Origin of the sequence: Nocardioides cavernaquae (assembly GCF_003600895.1) — a bacterium.
GTDB lineage: Bacteria > Actinomycetota > Actinomycetes > Propionibacteriales > Nocardioidaceae > Nocardioides > Nocardioides cavernaquae.
Map to the genome: position 1 here is coordinate 241,877 of NZ_QYRP01000002.1, position 19,789 is coordinate 261,665.

Sequence of the window (19,789 nt, forward strand, 5' to 3'; positions counted from 1 at the left end):
GAAACGATGGATCCGGACTTGGCTGGGATACTAGGACTCGAACCTAGAACGACTGAACCAGAATCAGCTGTGTTGCCAATTACACCATATCCCAAGGTGTTCGACCCCTGCTGAACACTCCAACCGGGCCGAGGGAAAACCTTACACGGCGGCCTCTCCGGACTCCAAAACGCCCGCTCCCGGCAGTACTCCGCGGTCGGCCCGAGTCGGAATTGTCAGTGCCGGCTGGGATGATGACGTCGTGCCCTCCTCCTACGCGATCAGTGATATCCACGGGCACCTCGACGACCTTCGGACCGCTCTTCAGCGTGCGGGCCTGATCGATGCCGACGGCACCTGGAGCGGCGGCACGAGCCGCCTCCTCGTCCTCGGCGACCTGCTCGACCGCGGCCCCGACGGCGTCGGAGTGGTGCACTTCGTCCGCATGCTCCAGGAGCAGGCGCCCGACCAGGTCCAGGTCCTGCTCGGCAACCACGAGATCCTCACCCTCGCGGTCTGGCTGTTCGGCGAGGACGACTTCACGATGGCGTGGCGACGCAACGGTGGCGTCGCCACCGACCAGAGCGGTCTGACCGCCGAGGACATCGCCTGGATGCGCTCACTCCCGGCGATGACCCGCGTCGGCGACGACCTGCTCATGCACAGCGACTCCACGGCGTACGTCGAGTGGGGACGCACGGTCGACGAGGTCAACCAGACCGTTCACCGGCTCCTGCACAGCGAGGACTCCGACACCTTCCGCGAGGCCTGGCGCGCGCTGACCCAGCGGCGCCGCTTCGTCGGGCCGGGTGGCGCGGAGCGTGCGCAGGCGATGCTGGCGCGTTTCGGCGGATCCCGCCTCGTGCACGGACACAGCATCGTCGCGACCCTGCGCGGGCCGACGCCCGGACACGGTGCGCTCTCCTACGCCGGCGGGCTGGCGCTCGCGATCGACGGCGGCCGCTACGACGGCGGTCCGCTGCTGCTGGTGGAGCTCAGTCAGACCGACTGACCGGGCAGTGCGGTGCGTGTGGCGAGACCCTGCTTGCGCGCCAGCCAGACAGCGAGGGCGAAGTAGGTCAGCGACTGCACGACCGTGCCCGGCAGCGACCACCAGGTGCCGCCGGACGGGTGAAGCGAGTCTCCGAGGTTGCCGAGCACGACTGCCAGCCCGAACGCGACCCAGTTGTTGACGATGTGCATCGCCAACCCTGCCTCGAGTCCGCCGGTCAGAAGCACAAGGACTCCCGCGACGAGTCCGAACGCGAGGCGGTCGATGAAGACCGGAAGGCTCTGGGCGCCGTGCGCGACCGCGAAGAGAATCGCCGGGACGAGCACGGCCAGTGCGGTTGGGAGGAAACCGCCGAACACCTGCATCAGGTACCCACGGAAGACGTACTCCTCACCCGCCGCCTGCAGCGGGGTGAGCAGGAGGGCCAGCAGAAGCAGGTAAGCCAGTCGAGCATCGAAAGGATGCGGTTGCGCAGTGATCTCCTCACGGGTCCCGGTCGGCAGAACGGCACTGACCGCGATCATCGCTATCAGTGCGACCACGGCAAGACCCAGGCAGTCGAAAAGGTAGCGCCACCGCACACGTCCTGCGACGGAGGTGAGCCAGCCCGGCGTGATCCCGTGCAGGCTCCAGGAGACGACGAAGGCGACCGGCACCAGGAGTCCGAGCGAGAGCAGCAGTGCGGCGAACATGACCGGTCCCGGGTCACTCAGCGTCGCAAGGTCTGTCAGTTCGTCAGCAGAGGCACCGGTGAAGGCGCCCTGGAGCAGCGCGGCAACCAGGAGAACGAGCCCGCCGCCGACCATGGTCGCCACCAGGGCCAGGGTGCCCAGCAGCGGGCGCCACCAGCCGCGCGGACCGCTCCGCTGCAGCTGGTGGTAGGCCAGATCGCCTTGCATCACAGGGCCCCGCTCACTCCCGCTCAGCCGAGCGCGGACTGCAGACGGGCCAGGGTCCGTTCGCGGCCCAGGATCTCGAGGCTCTCGAACAGCGGCGGCGAGATCTGGGCACCCGAGGTGGCCACCCGGACCGGGCCGAACGCGACGCGCGGCTTCAGGCCGAGCTCTTCGACCAGCTTGCCGTTGAGCGCGGCCTCGATGTCGGCGGTCACCCAGGTCGAGACGCCGGCGAGCGCGTCGTACGCCGCCTTGACGACGTCGAGCCCGCCCTCGGTCAGCACCTTCGCGCGTGCGGCCTCGTCGATCGCGAACTCCTCGTCGGAGACGAAGAACGACGCCACCAGGCCGGATGCCTCGGTGAGCTTGCGCAGGCGCGGCGCGATCAGGGGCAGCAGCTCGGTGAGCAACGCCTCCTGCGCGGGCGTCGCGGGGTCGGAGACGATGCCGTCGCGCACCAGGAAGGGCCGGATACGACGACCGACCTCGTCCTCGGCGAGGAGCTTCATGTGGTCGGTGTTGATCGCGTCGCACTTCTTGATGTCGAAGCGAGCCGGGTTGGCGTTGACGTCCTTGATGTCGAACGCGGCGACCATCTCCTCGAGCGAGAAGACGTCGCGGTCGGCAGCGATCGCCCAGCCGAGCAGCGCGAGGTAGTTGAGCAGGCCCTCCGGGATGTAGCCGTTGTCGCGGTAGGCCAGCGCGTGCGCCTCGGGGTCGCGCTTGGAGAGCTTCTTGTTGCCTTCGCCCATCACATAGGGCAGGTGCCCGAACTCAGGGACCTGCTTCGCGATGCCGAGCTCGATCAGCGCCTCGTGCAGCGCGATCTGGCGGGGGGTGCTCGAGAGGAGGTCCTCGCCGCGCAGTACGTGCGTGATGTCCATCAGCGCGTCGTCGACCGGGTTGACCAGCGTGTAGAGCGGGTCGCCGTTGGTGCGGCAGAGCGCGTAGTCGGGGACGAACTGCGTCTCGAAGGTGACGTCGCCGCGCACCAGGTCGTGCCACGTGATCGACCCGTCGGGCATCCGGAACCGCACGACCGGCAGCCGGCCATCAGCCACGAACGCCGCGGTCTGGTCGTCGGTGAGCTCGCGGCAGAATCCGTCGTAGCCCAGCACCTTGGAGCCGGAGACCTTGCGGCGCGCGTCGACCTCGTCGTTCGTGCAGAAGCAGTCGTACGCGAAGCGGGACGCACGCAGCTTCGCCAGCGCGTCGGCGTACAGGTCGCTGCGCTCGCTCTGCTTGTACGGCGCGTGGGGACCGCCCACTCCGGGGCCCTCGTCCCAGTCCAGACCGAGCCACTGGAAGAGGTCGATGATCGAGTCGAGCGACTCGTCGGTGCTGCGCTCCTTGTCGGTGTCCTCGATGCGGAACACGAAGGTGCCGCCGTGGTGGCGCGCGAACGCCCAGTTGAAGAGGGCGGTGCGGACCAGGCCGACGTGCGGGGAGCCGGTCGGGGAGGGCGCCATGCGCACACGGACGTTGCTCAACGGACTGGTCATGAGTTCTTGGCTACCTTGTTCGTGAGGGATCCGATGCCGGCAACGACGATCTCGATCTCGTCTCCGGCTTGCATGGGACCGACACCCTCGGGGGTGCCGGTGAGGATGACGTCGCCGGGCAGGAGCGTCATGACGCTGCTGACGTGGGCGATCAGGGCCGGGATGTCGAAGACCATGTCGGAGGTGTTGCCGTCCTGCACGAGGTCCCCGTTGCGGTAGGTCTGCACGCTGATCGACGACGGGTCGAGCTCGGTCTCGATCCACGGGCCGAGCGGGCAGAACGTGTCGAAGCCCTTGGCCCGGGTGAACTGGCCGTCCTTGCGCTGCAGGTCGCGGGCGGTCACGTCGTTGGCGACGGTGTAGCCGTGGATCACCTCAGAGGCGCGCTCGACCGGCACGTCGCGGCAGATCCGCCCGATCACGACGGCGAGCTCGCCCTCGTAGTCGACCTCGGCGCTCTGCGACGGGAGCTGGATGGTGTCGCCGGGGCCGATCACGGAGGTGTTGGGCTTGAGGAACATCAGCGGCTCGCTCGGCACGCCACCGCCCATCTCCTTGGCATGCGCGGCGTAGTTCTTGCCGATGCCGATCACCTTGCTGCGCGGCAGCACGGGCGCCAGCAGCTTCACGTCGGCGAGGCGGTGCTCCTGCTCCAGCAGCTTGATGCCGACGTAGAGCGGGTCGCCGGCCAGCGCCACGATCACGCTGTCCTCGGCCGGCTGGCCGAACTGGTCGACCTCGCCGGTCAGGACTCCGTACTGGATTTCTTCGCCACGGCTTGCCAGGGGGGTGAATCTGCAGATGCGCACGGTCTTGAGCCTATCCGGCCGCCAAGCCCTCCCGGACCGAGGTCCCGGCGCGGTCGGGATCGTCGCCGAGGCCGACGAAGAGCGCCGTCAGCAGCCGTTCGAGGACGCGCACCCGGCCGGGCTCCGCGTGGATGTGCCCGGAGGACTCCAGCAGGGCGTAGCCGTGGATCGCGCTCCACCAGGTGAACGCGAGGTCGGACTCGCGGGCCTCGTCGATCCGCCCGCTCGCGACAGCGCGGACCCAGTTGTGGCCGATCCGGTCGAGGGTCTCCCGCCGACCCGCCCTGAGCTCGGCAGGATCGCTCGCGCGGTAGGGCCCGAGCGGGAGCGTGCCGAACATGACGGCGTACAGGTGCGGGTGGGTGGTCGCATGGCGGAGGTACGCCGCGGTCTGCGCGCCGACGTCCCGGACCGGGTCGTCACTCGGTTCGACGGCGACGAGGACTTCCTCGAGGGTGCGGAAGCCCTCCTCCACGACGGCGCGGACCAGCAGCTCCATCGACCCGACGTGGGAGTAGACGGACATCGTCGACGTGCCTGCCGCGGCGGCGACCTTGCGCGCGGTGAGCGCCGACGGGCCACTCTCTGCGAGGAGTGCGGCTGCTGCGTCCACCAGCCTGCGACGCATGTCACCCGCGGTCTGGCTTCCCCTCGAGCGGTCAGATGCGGGAGACTCGTTCATAACGCTTGTTATACAGGATGGGACTCCACCATGCAGAAACGACTCGCCACCATCGGCTGGTTCGCGGTTGCCGCGACCGTGCTGCTCTATGCGCCGATGGCCGCAGAGTTCATGGCCCGCTTCTTCGGCGGCGGCCCGCAGCTTTGGGACCACGCCTTCACGGCCGTCGTCGGCAGCGACCGCGCCACGGGGCCGGGGTCGATCCACTTCGAGCAGCACGACGTCTACGAGCGCTATCGCTGGGTCCTGCTCACCCACACCGCACTCGCCGCGATCGCCATCAGCCTCGCGGTCTTCCAGTTCACCGCGCGGAGCCGCGTGCGACTCGGGGTGCACCGCTGGATCGGTCGCGCGCAGGTCACCCTCACGCTGGTCGCGATGGGTGGCGCCATGACCTACCTCGTGGTCGTGGGCCCGCACCGGACCTACGACGGTCCGGCGTTCTACCTGCAGCTCTGGGCGCTGGCCATCGCCACCGCACTGGCCACGGCACTCGGCTGGCTGGCGATCCGCCGAGGACATCAGGCGAGCCACAGGATCCTGATGGCGTTCGCCTTCGCGCTGCTCTGCACCGCCCCGTTCCTCCGGGTCCTCTACATGCTGTTCGGCCTGGCCTGGCCGGACGCGAGCCAGGAGGTCACGAACCTCGCAGGCGGCGCCGTCGAGGCGGTCTGGGCACCCATGGCCGCCGTCCTCGCGTCACGGATGGTCCCCGCCGCCCGCAAGCGTGAGCACCTCGCACCACTCCCCGGCAGGTGGCTCGATCGCGTCGCTCTCGGCCTCGGTGCCGTCGGGCTGACGGCCCTTGTCGCGGCGTACGTCGACGTGTTCGACGGCGTGGACCGCGTAACCATCACCGCCGCCGTTGCCATCGGCCTGGGCATCCTGCTGACGCAGCTCAACCTGCGCGCGGCGAGCGATCCCGTCGCCCACGAGGAGTGGCGCATCCACGCCGTCGGGATGCTGGCCGGCATCCCGACGACCCTTGCCCTGTGGGGCAGCTACACGCTGGTGTTCACGACGGAGGAGAGCTTCTACGGTGCGCTGCTCACGGGCCCGGCCGTGCCGCTGTCGCTCGGCCTGCTGCTGATCGCGTGGCGCCGTCGTCGCCCGGCGCGGATCGCGACACCAGTCACCGTCACTGCCTGACCCGGTCGGGCCTGACCTGGTCGGGCCCGACCCGGTCGACTGCGGTTGGCCCGGCCGGCCGAGGCCACCTACTCTCACCGGGTGCAGGAGTACGAGGAGCAGGCAGCGGCGCACCGCGCCCGACTCGCGCCGTACGTCGGGCCGCACCTGGCCCGACGCGACGCGGGGATCAAGCACCCGGTGCACGACTTCCTGTTCACCTACTACGCCCAGCGTCCCACCCAGCTGCTGCGCTGGCACCCCGGCCTCGACGCCTCCGACCCGTACGTCGCGGAGCGGCGACCCGTGATCACCCAGCTGCACGAGCTGCTCACGGCAACGGCGTCCCGTCCGGGCAACTTCGGGTGCTTCGGCCTGCACGAGTGGGCGATGGTCCATCGAGCCGATGCGACCCGGCATCCGGTCCCCCTGCGACTCGGCGCCGCCGCGACCGACGCCGTCACCGAGTCGCACCGGATCACCTGCTCGCACTTCGATGCGTTCCGCTTCTTCACCCCCACCGCGCTCGGCATGAACACCCTCTCCCCCGGCAGCCGCGACCGCGCGGCGTACGAGCAGCCGGGGTGCCTGCACGGGGGCATGGACCTCTACAAGCACGCTTTCCGGCTCTCGCCGATGATCTGCTCGGACCTGGTGGCCGACGCCTTCGAGCTCGCGTGGGACATCCGGATCCTCGACATGCGCGCCGCGCCGTACGACATGACCGGGGCGGTCCTCGACCCCTCCGGCGAGCCGTGGAGCCCGGTGAGGATCGAGACCCCCGACGGCAAGCGCGAGTACGCCGAGGCGCAGCGTGGCTTCGCCGAGCGAGGTGCTCCGATCCGCGCGGCGCTGATCGCCGAGTGCGAGCGCCTGCTGGCAACGGCGGACGGGATCGCCTGACACCCGCGGCGTGGGCCGTCAGGCGGAGAGGATCGAGCGCGGGTCCTCGCGACTGAGCCGCACGCCCGCAGCAAACAGGACCACCGAAGGCGCGCACCGACACCGCGCGACGGCCATCCTGAGGTCCTCGCGCACCAGACCCAGTCCGGCGCTGCCGAGGAGGGCGAGCAGCTCGACATCGAGCAGGAGCACGGCAGCGGCTGGATCAACCATGACCAGGGGCATCACCGCGACGAAACCGAGAACCACCACGCCACGGCGTCGAATGAATCTGAGGAGCTTGTCGGGCATGCCGTCACCGTAGCTCCGGCTTCCCTATGCTGCCCGCATGCCCCGCGCCCCTCGCCGCCGCGCGATCCGTCTCGTGATCGCGGTGCTGCTGACCATCACCAACCTCGGTGGCGCAGCGGTGGTCTTCGCGCTGGCTGCGTTCGTCGTTCCGCTGCCGGGCGGTGACGAGAACCGTGTGCGCCTGCTCAACCTCGCCGTCCTGGCCGCCTACGTGCCCAGCGCCGTCGTGGTCGGCACCGTGTGGGGCGTGCGCCGACAGGGGCGGATCGACAGCTGGCTCACGGAGAACCGACCGGCGACCGACCAGGAGAAGACCGCGCTCCTGAAGACGCCGGATTTCTACGCGTGGATGCACATCGCCCTGTGGGGCGCGGCGTCGTTGCTCTTCGGCGCGATCAACGCACCGTCACACGTCGGCCGGGCCGCGCTGGTCGTGGTGATCGTCGCCATCACGGGCGTCACGGTCGCGGCCCTGTCCTTCCTCATCGTCGAGCGCCGGATTCGTCCGATCACCCGCGCAGCCCTCGCCAGCGGACTCCCCGCCCGACGCAAGGCCGGCCACGTGTCCGTGCGGGTGACGATGGCATGGCTGCTCGGCACGGGCGCGGCGGCCAGTGGCCTGATGCTGTCCGGGCTGATGGCCATCGTGCTCGGCGACGACGCAACGACGTTCGACCAGCTCGGCGCGACCATGATCTCCCTCGGCGCGGTGATCATCCTGGTGGGCGGGCTGGTGACCTTCCTCGCCGCTCGGGCAACGGCCGATCCGATCCGTGCCCTCCGCAAGGGATTCGACCGCGTGGGCCGCGGCAAGCTGAAGACCTGGGTGGACATCGACGACGGCACCGAGATCGGTGAGCTCCAGGCCGGTTTCAACGACATGGTCGCGGGCCTGCGCGAGCGCGAGCAGCTGCGCGACCTCTTCGGTCGCCACGTCGGTGTCGACGTCGCGCGCGCGGCCGTCGCGGGCGGCGTACAGCTTGGTGGCGAGGTGCGCGAGGTGACCGTTCTCTTCGTCGACGTCATGGGCTCCACGACGATGGCGACCGAGCTCGACCCAACCGAGGTCGTCACCCTGCTCAACCGGTTCTTCGACGTCGTGATCGACGTGGTCCACACGCACGGCGGCTGGATCAACAAGTTCGAGGGCGACGCGGCACTGGCCATCTGGGGCGCACCTGTCGAGGTGGCGGACCGCAACGCCCGCGCCCTTGCTGCTGCCCGGGTGCTCAGCGAGCGGCTCCGGGCCGAGGTGCCGGAGATCGCCGCGGGTGTCGGCATCTCGGGTGGCCCGGTCGTGTCGGGAAACGTGGGCTCGGCCGACCGCTACGAGTACACCGTCATCGGCGATCCGGTGAACGAGGCTGCGCGACTCACGTCCGTCGCGAAGGAGCACCCCGAGCGCTGTGTCGCCAACGCGGCGCTGCTCTCCGAGGCCGACAGCGAAGCCGGCAACTGGATCGAACGCGAGCCGCTGACCGTCCGCGGCCGCACCACCGAGACCCGGATCGCGGTCCCCCGAGCCTGAGCCGCTCGGCAGGCGAGCGATCAGGACACGAGCCGCGCGCCCAGCCCATCGAGGATCAGCCCGAGGCCGACTGCAAAGTCGGTGCCCGCCGGGGCCACGCCGCCGCTCGCCACGGCAGCCGCCCGGTGGGCCTGCTCGTCAGCCACGTGACCGAAGACGAAGTGGAACAACGTGTGCGCTCCGACCCGCGCGAGCTCGGCGTCGGCTCCCGCAAACGCCAGGGCACCGGCCATCCGCCGGATCGGCTCCTCTGCCCCGGCCCCGAGCGCCCGCACCATCGACACCAGGGCAGCGCCATCGCGGTGCTCGAGCATGATGTCGCGCAGCTCGACACAGACCAGACCGAGCTCGGCCTGCCAGGAAACGAGCTCGTTCGGCCGCCGACCACGGGCGAGGATCTCGTCAGCCACCGCCCCCAGCAGCTCCTGCTTGCCGGCGAAGTGGTGGTAGAGCGCACTCGGCTGGACGCCCAGGTCGGAAGCGAGGCGCCGCATCGACAATCCGTCGAGGCCGACTGCACCGAGAAGCACGATCGCGCGGTCGACGACGTCCGTACGCCGGTAGCGAGTTGCCGTGGTCACGAACACACCTTAACCTGAACACTGTTCAGGTAGCGGCCCACCAAGGGAGACCCAGTGACCACGCAGTTCGACCAGATCGCCGACAAGGTCCTCGCGGGCACCCCTGCGACCGAAGCGGACGCCCTCGCCGTCCTGCAGGCACCCGACTTCGAGCTGATGTCGATCGTCGCCGCGGCCGGCAAGCTGCGCCGCGCGCACTTCGCCAACACGGTGAAGGTCAACTACCTGGTGAACCTGAAGTCCGGCCTCTGCCCGGAGAACTGCAACTACTGCAGCCAGGCGCGTGGCTCCGAGGCCGACATCCTCAAGTACTCCTACCTGTCGACCGACACCGTGATGGCCCAGGCCGGCGCCGGCCTCAAGGGCGGCGCCTCGCGCGTCTGCATGGTCTCGTCGGGCCGCGGTCCGTCCAACAAGGACATCGACAAGGTCGTCGAGATGACCGAGGCCCTCAAGGACGAGTACGAGGGCGTCGAGGTCTGTGCCTGCCTCGGCCTGCTCAAGGACGGCCAGGCCGAGCGCCTCAAGGCTGCCGGTGTCGACGCCTACAACCACAACATCAACACCGCTGAGTCAAACCACGACAACATCGTCCAGACGCACACCTACGAGGACCGCGTCGACACCATCGGCAAGGCCAAGTCGGCCGGCCTCTCCCCCTGCTCCGGCCTGATCGCAGGTCTCGGCGAGACCGACGAGCAGCTCGTCGAGGCACTCTTCGCACTCAAGGCGCTCGAGTCCGACTCGATCCCGGTCAACTTCCTGATGCCGTTCGACGGCACTCCGTACGAGAACACCTGGGAGCTCTCCCCCCAGCGCTGCCTGAAGATCCTCGCGATGGCGCGCTTCGTGTGCCCGGACAAGGAGATCCGCATCGCGGGCGGCCGCGAGATGCACCTGCGCTCGCTCCAGGGCCAGGCGCTCCACGTCGCCAACTCGATCTTCCTCGGCGACTACCTGACCTCCGAGGGCCAGGACGCGCGCTCCGACCTCGAGATGATCCGCGACAACGGCTTCGTGATCCTCGGCCAGGAGAACGCCTTCAACGACGGCACCTTCGACGAGGTCTTCAACGCGCCGCGCGGTGGTCACGCGCACGCTGCCACGACGACCCCCTGCGGCTCGTCCGCCGGGTCCGCGTGCGGCGACGGCTGTGGCGGTTGCACGGCGCTGTCCCCCGCCGCGAAGGCTGCCGAGTCGGCTCCGTCGGTGCCGAATTCCTTGGCCAAGCCGGTGATCCGTCGCCGCGGTGCGGGCACCGAGGTCCCCGCAAACGCGTGAGCACCGCAGTCGGGCGCGCCGAGGCGCTCGCACCCCTCGAGTGGGATCGCGAGCACCTCTGGCACCCCTACACGTCGATGACCGACCCGACTCCGGTCCGGATGGTCGTCGGCGCCTCGGGCGCACGGCTGCGGCTCTCCTCCACCGGTTCGGCCGCTGACACAGTTCAGGTTGTCGACGGCATGTCGTCGTGGTGGTCCGCGATCCACGGCTACCGCCACCCGAGGCTGGACCAGGCGATCCGTGACCAGGCCGAGAAGTTCAGCCACGTCATGTTCGGCGGGCTGACCCACCAACCCGCGATCTCGCTCGGGCGCGCCCTCGTCGAGCTCACCCCCGCGGGGCTCGACAAGGTCTTCCTCGCCGACTCGGGATCGGTCGCGGTCGAGGTCGCCATGAAGATGGTCCTGCAGTACCAGCGCGGCCTCGGACGACCCGAGCGCACCCGGTTCCTCACCGTCCTCGGCGGCTACCACGGCGACACGTTCGACTGCATGTCCGTCACCGACCCCGACGGCGGCATGCACTCGATGTGGAGCAATCTCCTGCCCACACAGGTCTTCGGCCCCCAGCCCCCGGCGTTGGCGAAGCCGGCGGCAAGCGGAGCGACCGACGCCACCGACGCGCCCCTGGCCGAGGTGGACGCCTGGGCCGCCGCATTCCGGGACGTCGCGGCCGCGCACGCACACGAGCTCGCCGGCATCATCGTCGAGCCGTTGCTCCAGGGTGCGGGCGGCATGCACCCCTACCCCGAGCGCTGCCTCCAGGTGTTCCGCGAGGTCGCCGACGAGCACGGCATGCTGCTGGTCTTCGACGAGATCGCGACGGGCTTCGGACGCACCGGTCACCTCTTCGTCTCCGAGCTGGTCACGCCCGACGTGCTCTGCCTCGGCAAGGCACTCACCGGCGGCTACATGACGCTGGCCGCCGTCCTCACCACCGAAGAAGTGGGCCGCGGGATCTCGGCGAGCGAGTCCGGAGTCCTCATGCACGGCCCCACGTTCATGGGCAATCCGCTGGCCTGCGCTGTTGCCCTGGAGTCGCTGCGCCTGCTGACCCGCGCCGACTGGAAGAGCAACATCTCGCGCATCGGCGGACGCCTGCGAGACGGCCTCGAGCCGCTGCGCGACCTCCCGGGCGTCAAGGACGTCCGCACCATCGGCGCCGTCGGCATCGTCCAGCTCGAGCGACCGGTCGACGTACCCTCCGCGACCGATGCCGCCATCGCCGCTGGTGCCTGGCTGCGACCCTTCCGCGACCTCGTCTACACGATGCCGCCCTACGTCTGCACCGACCATGAGGTCGACACGATCGTCGCGGCCATCCACGCAGCCGTCCGCGCATCCCTGAAGGCGACCGCATGAACTGGGACCAGTGGTTCACCGACCGCGTCCACGAGCGCGAGGACGCCGGCCTGCGCCGGATCCTCAAGCCCCGCGGGGCTCACGACGAGGTCATCGACCTCGCCGGCAACGACTACCTCGGCCTGTCAGTCCACCCCGACGTACGCCGCGCGGCCGCTGACGCCGCCCTCACCTGGGGCGCTGGATCGGGCGCTTCGCGCCTGGTCACCGGCACGCTGGAGCTGCACCGCGAGCTCGAGCAGGAGCTCGCCGACTTCACCGGATGGCCGGCCGCGCTCGCGATGTCGACCGGCTACCACGCCAACCTCTCCGTGGTCGCAGCCCTGGTGGGCAAGGGAGACCTCGTCGTCTCCGACGGCCACATCCACGCCTCGCTGATCGACGCCGCCCGCCTCGCACGCGCCGAGATCGTGGTGGTGCCCCACAACGACGCCGCCGCGGTGGATGCCGCCCTCGCCGCGGGCATGGCCGGTCGTCCCGACAGACGCGCACTCGTCCTCGCCGAGTCGATCTACTCCGTCCTCGGCGACGCCGCTCCCCTCTCCGCCCTGGCGGAGATCGCCGAGCGTCACGGTGCCCTGCTCGTGGTCGACGAGGCACACGGGCTCGGTGTGGTCGGCGACGGCGGACGCGGACTCACCCACCTCTCAGACCTGGCCGGGCACCCCCACGTCGTCCTGACTGTGACCCTGTCCAAGGCGATGGGCGCCCAGGGCGGCGTACTCCTCGGGCCCGCGAGCTTCCGCGAGCACTTGGTCAACACCGCTCGCCCCTTCATCTTCGACACCGCCCTCGCCCCCGCTTCGACCGCCGGCGCGCTCGCGGCGCTGCGCCACCTCCGGGCCAACCCCGCGCTTCCCCTCACGATCAGGACGCGCGTGGACGCGCTGGCCGACCAGCTCGACGTCGAGGCCCCGGCCGGGGCTGTCCTCTCCGTGCCGATGCCGTCGCCCCAGGTCGCCGTCGCCGCCCAGGCTGCCTGCCTCGACGAGGGCATCCGTGTCGGCTGCTTCCGCCCGCCGTCCGTCCCCGACGGCATCAGCCGACTCCGGATCACCACCAACGCCGGCGTCCCCGAGACGGCGTGGGCCCGCGCTGCCGACGTGCTCGCCAAGGTCGTCGAGGACCACCGATGACCCGGATCGTGATCGTCACCGGCACCGACACCGGCGTGGGCAAGACCATCGCCACCGCAGCACTCGCGGTCACCCTCGGCCGGCCGCTCGTGATCAAGCCCGCGCAGACCGGCATCTCTCCCGACGGCACTGGGGACGAGCGCGACATCGACGTCGTCTCACGACTCTCGGGCTCCGCCACGCTCGAGTTCACAACACTCGAGGACCCGCTCGCCCCCGACACCGCGGCCCGGCTACGCGGCGTCGCGATCCCGCCCGTGCGCGAGTACGCCGAGCGCATCCGGCACCTCGCCACCGATCACGACACGATCGTGGTCGAGGGCGCCGGCGGACTGCTGGTGCGCCTCGACACCGACGGCGGCACGCTGCTCGACCTCGCGGTCGACCTTTCAAAGCGCCACACCGTCGAGGTGTACGTCGTGACGCGCGCCGGCCTCGGCACGCTCAACCACACCGAGCTGACCATCCGCACGCTGCACGAGGCCGGGATGATCGCAGCAGGACTGATCATCGGCAGCTGGCCTGCCGAACCCGGCCAGGCCGACCAGCTCAACCGGACCGAGCTCGCCCGGGTCACCGGCGTACCTGTCGTGGCCGTGATCCCCGAGGGCGCAGGCACCTGGGAGCCGGAGGCCTTCCGGGCAACCGCCCCCACCTGGTTCACCCCGTAGAACGCAGATAGTCCCCACCACCGAGCAGGTTTCCGCGCCGGGAAAGATGCAGGGTGTTGGGGACTATCGGGTGGAGCAGACAGATCAGGCGGGGACGACGACCTCGTCGGCCGCGACCAGCTTGGCAACCGCGTCGCTGAACTTCGCGACGGTCTCGGCGTCCTGCGACGGGTCCGAGCCCCAGGCGTAAGCGTGGGAGAGCTCGATGTCCTCGACGACCTTGCCACCGGCGACGCCGGCCGACTTGCGGGTGTCGTTGTGCGCCCACTGGCCGCCGTACTGACCGACAGCGGTGCCGACGACAGCGACCGGCTTGTCCTTGATGGCGCCAGCACCGAACGGACGGGAGATCCAGTCGATCGCGTTGGCGAGGACGGCCGGGGTGGAGCCGTTGTACTCGGGGGTGACGAAGAGGACGCGGTCGGCGTTGGCGACCTGCTCACGCAGCGCGGCGACCGCGGCCGGAGCGGCGTCGCCGTCGATGTCCTCGTTGTAGAACGGGACGTTGCCGAGGCCTTCAGCGATCTCGACCGTGACACCCTCGGGGGCCTGGGCCTGGACGGCCTCGATCAGCTTGCGGTTGATGGAGTCGGCGCGCAGCGAGCCGACGAGGGCGAGGACCTTGGTCTCAGACATCTGTATTCACTCCTGGGTGATGAAGATGGGGTAGTGGACATGTCAACGATGCCTCGGTGGAATGCATTCCCGGATCGGTGACGTGACACCGAACACTTTAGTGCACTAATTTAGTCCACTTTGACGGAAGCGAGCGGACCCGAGCGACGACCCAGTCGGGTCTCAGTCCTGGTGGTGCTTGCGCAGGCCGTAGGTCAGGCCATCCACCAGCGCCTGCCAGGACGCCTCGATCACGTTGTGACCGACGCCCACGGTGATCCACGACGAGGCTCCGTCGCTGGTCTCGATCAGCACGCGAGTGATGGCGTCGGTGCCGTGACCCTGGTCGAGGATGCGGACCTTGAAGTCGATGAGGTCGAACTTCGCGACCTCGGGATAGGCCTGCCCGATCGCGGTGCGCAGAGCGGAGTCGAGCGCGTTGACCGGACCGTTGCCCTCCCCCGTCACGACGAACCGGACCCCACCTGCGGTGAGCTTGACGGTCGCCTCGGAGACCGCCTCCTCGCCCTCGGCGCGGTGACTGAGCGTCTCGGTGATGACCCGCCAGGTCTCGACGTCGAAGTACGACGGGCGGCGCCCCTCGACCATCTCGACGAGCAACAGCTCGAACGACGCGTCCGCGGCCTCGAACGTGAAGCCCCTGGACTCCAGCTCCTTGACCCGGTTGGTGATCGCAGTCAGCAGCTCCTTGTCGCCGGAGAGGTCGAAGCCGAGCTGCTTGCCCTTGAGCTCGATCGACGCACGACCGGCCATGTCGGAGACCAGCAGACGCATGTCGTTGCCGACGCCGATCGGGTCCATGTGCTGGTAGAGCATCGGGTCGACCTTGATGGCACTCGCGTGCAGACCTGCCTTGTGCGCGAACGCCGACGTGCCGACGTAGGGTTGGCGGGACGCAGGCGGAACGTTGGTGACCTCCGCGATGCCGTGGGCAATGCGGGTGGCCTCGGTGAGCAGCCCGTGCGGGAGCACACGGCGGTCGAGCTTGAGCTCGAGGTTGGCGACGACGGAGATCAGGTCCGCGTTGCCGGTGCGCTCGCCGTAGCCGTTGATGGTGCCCTGGACGTGGGTCGCGCCGGCGTCGACGGCCGCGAGGGTGTTGGCCACCGCGCAGCCGGTGTCGTTGTGGCAGTGGATGCCCACCCGCACGCCCGTGGTCTCGCGGACGTCGTTGACGACGTCTGCGACCCAGGCCGGGAGCATGCCGCCGTTGGTGTCACAGAGCGCCGCGACCTGGGCGCCCGCATCGAACGCCGTGCGGAGCACCTCCAGCGCGTAGGAGCGGTTGGCGCGGTAGCCGTCGAAGAAGTGCTCGGCGTCGAGGAAGACGGTCTGGCCCTCGGCCGTCAGGTGGGCGACCGTGTCGCGCACCATCGCCAGGTTCTCCTCGAGCGTGGTGCGCAGGGCCAGCTCCACGTGCCGGTCGTGCGACTTCGCGACCAGCGTGACCACCGGGGCACCGCTGTCGCGCAGCGCGGCGATCATCGGGTCGTCGGCGGCCTTGAGACCTGCGCGGCGGGTGGAGCCGAACGCCGCGAGCTTCGCGTGCTTGAGGTCGAGCTCGAGCGCGGCACGGCGGAAGAACTCGGTGTCCTTGGGGTTCGCTCCCGGCCAGCCACCCTCGATGTAGCCCACGCCCAGGTCGTCCAGCTGACGCGCAATGGTCAGCTTGTCGGCGACGGAGAGGTTGAGACCCTCCTGCTGTGCGCCGTCGCGCAGCGTGGTGTCGTAGACGTGGAACGAACCCTGCAGGTCCATGGGTGGAACTCTCCCGCTGTCGTGAAATCAGTGTCGTGCAACAAAAAAACCCCTCGTTGGACGAGAGGTTGCGCGCCGGCTGTGGAGCCGCCGCGCTAGGCGATGATGATCTCCTTCTGCCGCATGGGGCCCAGTCTGCCACAGTGGATGCGGCGTAGACCACGTCTCGGGACGGGCCAACGGGCTGACCAGAGAGGGGTCCTCGCCGTAAGATGCTTGCGGGGGAAGATTTCGGGAGGAAGTCACACCATGAGGATCAGCCAACTGAGCGAGCAGGCCGGCCTGCCGGTCGGCACCGTCAAGTTCTACCTGCGCACAGGACTGCTGCACGCGGGTCGGGCCACGAGTGCCACCCAGGCGGTCTACGACCAGAGTCACGTCGAGCGCCTGCGCCTGGTGCGGGCGCTGCTCGAGGTCGGCAAGTTGAGCCATGCCGAGATCCAGCGGATCCTTGCGGCCCTCTCGGCTCCGCCGACCGAGCCGCTGCAGACCATGGAGGTGCTCGGGCTCGCTGCGGCCGACGGCAACCTCGAGGAGCTGCCCGACCTCACCGAGGCTCGCGGCGTCGTCGAGGAGCTCGGCTGGAACATCAGCGAGGACTCGCCGCACCTTCCGGCACTCGCCCGCGCACTCGGTGCCCTCGGTGGCCTCGGCGTCCTGCCGAGCCGTGACCGCATCCGGGTCTACGCCGAAGCCGCGTCCCACGTCGCGCGCAACGACGTGACCGTCGTGACCGAGGCGGACGCAGAGATCCGTGCGCTGGTCGCGGCCGCCGGCACCGCGCTGTACGACGCGTTCCTCACCGCCCTGCGTCGCCTCGCGACCGAGAACCAGCTGGCCCGCCAGCGTGGCCGCGTGCCCGGCCAGCGCGCCACGACGATCCCCACCGCCTGACACACCGATAGTCCCCAACACCAGGACTCCTATTCCTTCGGGAAAGGGTCCTCCTGTTGGGGACTATCTGCATTTCAGAGGCGGAAGAGGTCAAGCCAGTCCGCGTCCCACGGGGCGCCGGAGAGCGGCATCCAGTCGGTGCCACGCTGCATCACGGCGTACGCCGCGGCGCCGGCGAGGCCGAGCAGGACCAGCATGGTCAGCACCCAGCCACCCGCAGTCCTGGCGAGCGGGCGGGTCAGCCCGCCCACGGGACGACGGACGCGCCTCGACCCCGGGCCTAGCCACACCCCCATCCCGAAAGCTGCGCCGGCCCACCCAAGCCACTGGCCGGTCGGTGCTCCGGCGATCACGCAGGCGAGCACTGCCAGGCCGCCCAGCAGCACAGCGGTGACCCAGAGCAGCAGCGTTGCCGGCACCGAGACCATCAGGTCGATCGGGCTCAGGACCACGGCATGCGGGAAGTCGTACCACTTGCGGCCGCGGGCATCGCGGCGCGAGCGATGGCCGTCCGCGGTCACCGCGCCCCAGCGCAGCAGGGCGACGCCGACGGCGACCCCGGCCAGCGCGATGAACGGTGCCGCCACGACGGCGGCGACGACCAGGGCCAGCAGGGCGAGGCCGACCGACCAGCGTCGGATCAGCTCGCCGACCGAGGCACGCACCTTCGGAGGCGCAGGTGACCAGAGCGGCGGCTCGTCGCCGTCGTCGGACGGGGGCTCGTCACGCAGGACGCGCGTGGGTTCGGCGACCGGACCACGCGAGCGGGCCGGCACGGTCACACCGGCGCGTGGCGGAGCAGCCAGAACCTTCACCAGCGCGGGCAGCGTCGGGCGGCGCAGCGGGTCCGGGTCGAGTGCCGCTTCGACCATCACCCGCACGGACGGCTCCAGGCCGGCGAGGTCGTGCTCGCCGCGGCGTACGCGGTCCATGACGGCCATCGGCGGACCCGAGCCGAACGGAGCACGGCCGGTGCCGGCGAAGGCAACCGTCGCCGCCCACGAGTGCACGTCAGCGGCCGGGCCCGGCTCGTGGCCGTGGAGGATCTCGGGTGCGAGATAGCCCGGCGTGCCGAGCAGGAAACCGGTGCGGGTCAGCCGGATGTCGTCGCCGAGGCGGGCCAGGCCGAAGTCGATCAGGATCGGCGTCTCGCCGTCGAGGACCACGTTGGAGGGCTTCACGTCGCGGTGGAGCACCCCCGCCTGGTGCACGGCGACGAGCGCCTGGGCGAGGCAGGTGGCAAAGTGGCGGAGCGTGCGGCCACCGAGCGGCCCCAGGGCGTTGACCTGGTCGTGCAGCGACGGACCGTCGATGTAGCGGGTCGCCACGAACGGCACGGGGCCCCACGGATCGGCGTCGACGATCTCCGCGACCCACGGGCTGCGCACCCGCTCCAGGGTCGACACCTCGCGCTCGAGTCGAGCGCGGGCCTCCTCGTCACCCACGACGTGCGGACGCAGCACCTTGAGCGCGGCGAAGCGCCCCTGGTCGTCCTCGGCGAGATGGACGACGCCCATGCCGCCCTCTCCGAGACGGCGCAGGAGGGTCCAGTCCCCGACCTGGACGGTCTCCACGCTCAGACGACCCTGTGCATCCACCCGAAGGTGTCATCCGCACGGCCGAACTGGACGTCGACGAGAGCTGCGCGGATCTTCGACGTCAGCGGTCCAGCCTCGACCGTGGGCGCCGGGGTCTCCCCGCCGTCCCACTTGAGGCTGCCGACCGGCGTCACGACGGCGGCGGTGCCGCACGCGAAGATCTCGACGATGTCGCCGCTGGCCACACCGTCGCGCCACTCGTCGATCGAGATGCGGCGCTCCTCGACCGGGTGGCCGAGCTTGCCGGCCAGCTCGATGATCGAGGCGCGGGTGATGCCCTCGAGGATGGTGCCGGTCTCGGGGGTGACGACGCGGCCGTCGGCGTAGACGAAGTACATGTTCATGCCACCGAGCTCCTCGACGTACCTGCCCTCCTGGGCATCGAGGAAGACGACCTGGTCGCACCCGTTGGCGTAGGCCTCCTGCTGCGCGACCAGCGAGGACGCGTAGTTGCCCCCGGTCTTGGCCGCACCCATGCCACCCCGGCCGGCTCGGGTGTACTCCGTGGTGAGCCAGAGGCTGACCGGCTTCAGGCCGCCCTTGAAGTAGGCACCGGCCGGGCTCGCGATGACCATGAACGTGACGTGCTGCGACGGGCGCACCCCGAGGAACTTCTCGGAGGCGAACATGAACGGCCGGAGGTAGAGGCTCTTCTCCCCCGCCGCGTCGGGCACCCAGCGCTCGTCGACCTTCACGAGCGCGTCGACGGCCGCGACGAAGTCCTCGATCGGCAGCACCGGCAGCGCGAGGCGGTCGCTCGAGCGCGCCATGCGCGCGGCGTTGGCCTCGGGACGGAACGTCCAGACCGACCCGTCCTCACGGCGGTAGGCCTTCATGCCCTCGAAGGTCTCCTGCGCGTAGTGCAGCACAGCGGTGGCGGGATCGAGCGTGATCGGACCGTAGGGCGTGATCCGGGCGTCGTGCCACCCCTTCTCCGGCGTCCACTCGACGGTGAACATGTGGTCGGTGAAGTGCGTGCCGAAGCCCGGCTCGGCCAGGATCTCGGCCAGGCGGGCGTCGTCGACAGCGGTGGTCGAGAGGGTCGTGCTGATCTGCATGCTGCTCACGGTAATCCAACCTCGGTCAGGGAATGGCCACAAAATGACGGCGGCGCCGGGCAACTGATGAGAGACAGTGCCC

The 19,789-nt window shown here is 69.9% G+C and carries 19 protein-coding genes and 1 tRNA gene; 9 read left to right on the plus strand and 11 right to left on the minus strand.

Translation table 11 applies throughout. From position 1 onward, the window contains the following. Positions 1 to 19: 19 nt before the first annotated feature. Positions 20 to 94: transfer RNA gene (locus D4739_RS01255), tRNA-Gln, on the minus strand. Between the two features lie 147 nt (positions 95 to 241). Between D4739_RS01255 and D4739_RS01260 the strand changes: the two genes are divergently transcribed. Next, positions 242 to 991, plus strand: coding sequence for a metallophosphoesterase family protein (locus D4739_RS01260; protein WP_120058907.1), 750 nt, complete (start codon positions 242 to 244; stop codon positions 989 to 991). On the opposite strand, the gene D4739_RS01265 is transcribed toward D4739_RS01260, so the two are convergent. Genes D4739_RS01265 through D4739_RS01280 form a run of 4 tightly spaced genes read right to left on the minus strand, consistent with a single transcriptional unit; the run spans position 979 to position 4,880 of the window. Further along, on the minus strand, positions 979 to 1,890 hold the full coding sequence (locus D4739_RS01265) for a CPBP family intramembrane glutamic endopeptidase (RefSeq protein WP_120058908.1): 912 nt from the start codon (positions 1,888 to 1,890) through the stop codon (positions 979 to 981). The two genes, D4739_RS01260 and D4739_RS01265, sit on opposite strands and share 13 nt — an antisense overlap. Before the next feature lie 23 nt (positions 1,891 to 1,913). After that, positions 1,914 to 3,389 (minus strand): glutamate--tRNA ligase, encoded by a 1,476-nt coding sequence (gltX, locus tag D4739_RS01270; protein WP_120058909.1) that lies wholly within the window; start codon positions 3,387 to 3,389, stop codon positions 1,914 to 1,916. Then, complete coding sequence (locus D4739_RS01275; RefSeq protein ID WP_120058910.1) at positions 3,386 to 4,198, minus strand: fumarylacetoacetate hydrolase family protein; 813 nt, start codon at positions 4,196 to 4,198, stop codon at positions 3,386 to 3,388. The genes gltX and D4739_RS01275 overlap by 4 nt, the downstream gene beginning before the upstream one ends. Positions 4,199 to 4,208: 10 nt before the next feature. Then, positions 4,209 to 4,880: a TetR/AcrR family transcriptional regulator gene (locus D4739_RS01280; protein WP_120058911.1), complete on the minus strand. Its 672-nt coding sequence runs from the start codon at positions 4,878 to 4,880 to the stop codon at positions 4,209 to 4,211. Positions 4,881 to 4,910: 30 nt separating this feature from the next. On the opposite strand from D4739_RS01280, the gene D4739_RS01285 reads away from it, so the two are divergent. Next, positions 4,911 to 6,029, plus strand: a complete 1,119-nt coding sequence (locus D4739_RS01285) for a DUF2306 domain-containing protein (RefSeq protein ID WP_120058912.1) — start codon at positions 4,911 to 4,913, stop codon at positions 6,027 to 6,029. A gap of 81 nt (positions 6,030 to 6,110) precedes the next feature. Beyond that, the gene (locus D4739_RS01290) at positions 6,111 to 6,911 is read left to right on the plus strand and encodes a 3-methyladenine DNA glycosylase (RefSeq protein ID WP_120061653.1); all 801 of its coding nucleotides are present in this window, start codon (positions 6,111 to 6,113) and stop codon (positions 6,909 to 6,911) included. Between the two features lie 18 nt (positions 6,912 to 6,929). Here D4739_RS01290 and D4739_RS01295 read toward each other — a convergent pair whose 3' ends face one another. Next, positions 6,930 to 7,202: a hypothetical protein gene (locus tag D4739_RS01295; RefSeq protein WP_120058913.1), complete on the minus strand. Its 273-nt coding sequence runs from the start codon at positions 7,200 to 7,202 to the stop codon at positions 6,930 to 6,932. A gap of 37 nt (positions 7,203 to 7,239) precedes the next feature. Between D4739_RS01295 and D4739_RS01300 the strand changes: the two genes are divergently transcribed. After that, positions 7,240 to 8,730 carry an adenylate/guanylate cyclase domain-containing protein gene (locus D4739_RS01300; protein ID WP_120058914.1) on the plus strand — a complete coding sequence of 497 codons (1,491 nt, stop codon included), beginning with the start codon at positions 7,240 to 7,242 and terminating at the stop codon, positions 8,728 to 8,730. Positions 8,731 to 8,750: 20 nt separating this feature from the next. Here the strand turns inward: D4739_RS01300 and D4739_RS01305 are convergent, their stop codons facing one another. After that, entirely contained in the window at positions 8,751 to 9,311 is a 561-nt protein-coding gene (locus tag D4739_RS01305) for a TetR family transcriptional regulator (protein WP_120061654.1), read from the minus strand. 54 nt (positions 9,312 to 9,365) lie between these two features. On the opposite strand from D4739_RS01305, the gene bioB reads away from it, so the two are divergent. Genes bioB through bioD form a run of 4 tightly spaced genes read left to right on the plus strand, consistent with a single transcriptional unit; the run spans position 9,366 to position 13,763 of the window. Then, the gene (gene bioB / locus D4739_RS01310) at positions 9,366 to 10,592 is read left to right on the plus strand and encodes a biotin synthase BioB (protein ID WP_120058915.1); all 1,227 of its coding nucleotides are present in this window, start codon (positions 9,366 to 9,368) and stop codon (positions 10,590 to 10,592) included. Then, positions 10,589 to 11,956, plus strand: a complete 1,368-nt coding sequence (gene bioA / locus D4739_RS01315; protein WP_238473464.1) for an adenosylmethionine--8-amino-7-oxononanoate transaminase — start codon at positions 10,589 to 10,591, stop codon at positions 11,954 to 11,956. Before bioB ends, bioA begins: the two co-directional genes overlap by 4 nt. After that, entirely contained in the window at positions 11,953 to 13,092 is a 1,140-nt protein-coding gene (locus D4739_RS01320) for an 8-amino-7-oxononanoate synthase (RefSeq protein WP_120058916.1), read from the plus strand. Before bioA ends, D4739_RS01320 begins: the two co-directional genes overlap by 4 nt. After that, positions 13,089 to 13,763 carry a dethiobiotin synthase gene (bioD, locus tag D4739_RS01325; RefSeq protein WP_120058917.1) on the plus strand — a complete coding sequence of 225 codons (675 nt, stop codon included), beginning with the start codon at positions 13,089 to 13,091 and terminating at the stop codon, positions 13,761 to 13,763. Before D4739_RS01320 ends, bioD begins: the two co-directional genes overlap by 4 nt. A gap of 84 nt (positions 13,764 to 13,847) precedes the next feature. Here bioD and D4739_RS01330 read toward each other — a convergent pair whose 3' ends face one another. Next, positions 13,848 to 14,399 (minus strand): NAD(P)H-dependent oxidoreductase, encoded by a 552-nt coding sequence (locus D4739_RS01330; RefSeq protein WP_120058918.1) that lies wholly within the window; start codon positions 14,397 to 14,399, stop codon positions 13,848 to 13,850. A gap of 162 nt (positions 14,400 to 14,561) precedes the next feature. Further along, positions 14,562 to 16,157 carry a citramalate synthase gene (gene cimA, locus D4739_RS01335; protein WP_120058919.1) on the minus strand — a complete coding sequence of 532 codons (1,596 nt, stop codon included), beginning with the start codon at positions 16,155 to 16,157 and terminating at the stop codon, positions 14,562 to 14,564. Positions 16,158 to 16,406: 249 nt separating this feature from the next. On the opposite strand from cimA, the gene D4739_RS01340 reads away from it, so the two are divergent. Beyond that, complete coding sequence (locus tag D4739_RS01340) at positions 16,407 to 17,051, plus strand: MerR family transcriptional regulator (RefSeq protein WP_182920256.1); 645 nt, start codon at positions 16,407 to 16,409, stop codon at positions 17,049 to 17,051. A gap of 74 nt (positions 17,052 to 17,125) precedes the next feature. Here the strand turns inward: D4739_RS01340 and D4739_RS01345 are convergent, their stop codons facing one another. Both D4739_RS01345 and D4739_RS01350 read right to left on the minus strand, forming a co-directional pair. Beyond that, complete coding sequence (locus tag D4739_RS01345; RefSeq protein WP_120058921.1) at positions 17,126 to 18,625, minus strand: serine/threonine-protein kinase; 1,500 nt, start codon at positions 18,623 to 18,625, stop codon at positions 17,126 to 17,128. Between the two features lie 2 nt (positions 18,626 to 18,627). Continuing rightward, a complete protein-coding gene (locus D4739_RS01350; RefSeq protein ID WP_120058922.1) occupies positions 18,628 to 19,707 on the minus strand; it encodes a branched-chain amino acid aminotransferase in 1,080 nt (359 codons plus the stop codon). Positions 19,708 to 19,789: the final 82 nt, after the last annotated feature.

Coding starts and splice junctions, on each gene's coding strand:
- D4739_RS01280 (WP_120058911.1), bottom strand. CDS start 4,880: ATGAACGAGTCTCCCGCATCTGACCGCTCGAGGGGAAGCCAGACCGCG.
- bioD (WP_120058917.1), top strand. CDS start 13,089: ATGACCCGGATCGTGATCGTCACCGGCACCGACACCGGCGTGGGCAAG.
- gltX (WP_120058909.1), bottom strand. CDS start 3,389: ATGACCAGTCCGTTGAGCAACGTCCGTGTGCGCATGGCGCCCTCCCCG.
- cimA (WP_120058919.1), bottom strand. CDS start 16,157: ATGGACCTGCAGGGTTCGTTCCACGTCTACGACACCACGCTGCGCGAC.
- D4739_RS01320 (WP_120058916.1), top strand. CDS start 11,953: ATGAACTGGGACCAGTGGTTCACCGACCGCGTCCACGAGCGCGAGGAC.
- D4739_RS01295 (WP_120058913.1), bottom strand. CDS start 7,202: ATGCCCGACAAGCTCCTCAGATTCATTCGACGCCGTGGCGTGGTGGTT.
- D4739_RS01265 (WP_120058908.1), bottom strand. CDS start 1,890: ATGCAAGGCGATCTGGCCTACCACCAGCTGCAGCGGAGCGGTCCGCGC.
- D4739_RS01330 (WP_120058918.1), bottom strand. CDS start 14,399: ATGTCTGAGACCAAGGTCCTCGCCCTCGTCGGCTCGCTGCGCGCCGAC.
- D4739_RS01340 (WP_182920256.1), top strand. CDS start 16,407: ATGAGGATCAGCCAACTGAGCGAGCAGGCCGGCCTGCCGGTCGGCACC.
- D4739_RS01300 (WP_120058914.1), top strand. CDS start 7,240: ATGCCCCGCGCCCCTCGCCGCCGCGCGATCCGTCTCGTGATCGCGGTG.
- D4739_RS01350 (WP_120058922.1), bottom strand. CDS start 19,707: ATGCAGATCAGCACGACCCTCTCGACCACCGCTGTCGACGACGCCCGC.
- D4739_RS01285 (WP_120058912.1), top strand. CDS start 4,911: ATGCAGAAACGACTCGCCACCATCGGCTGGTTCGCGGTTGCCGCGACC.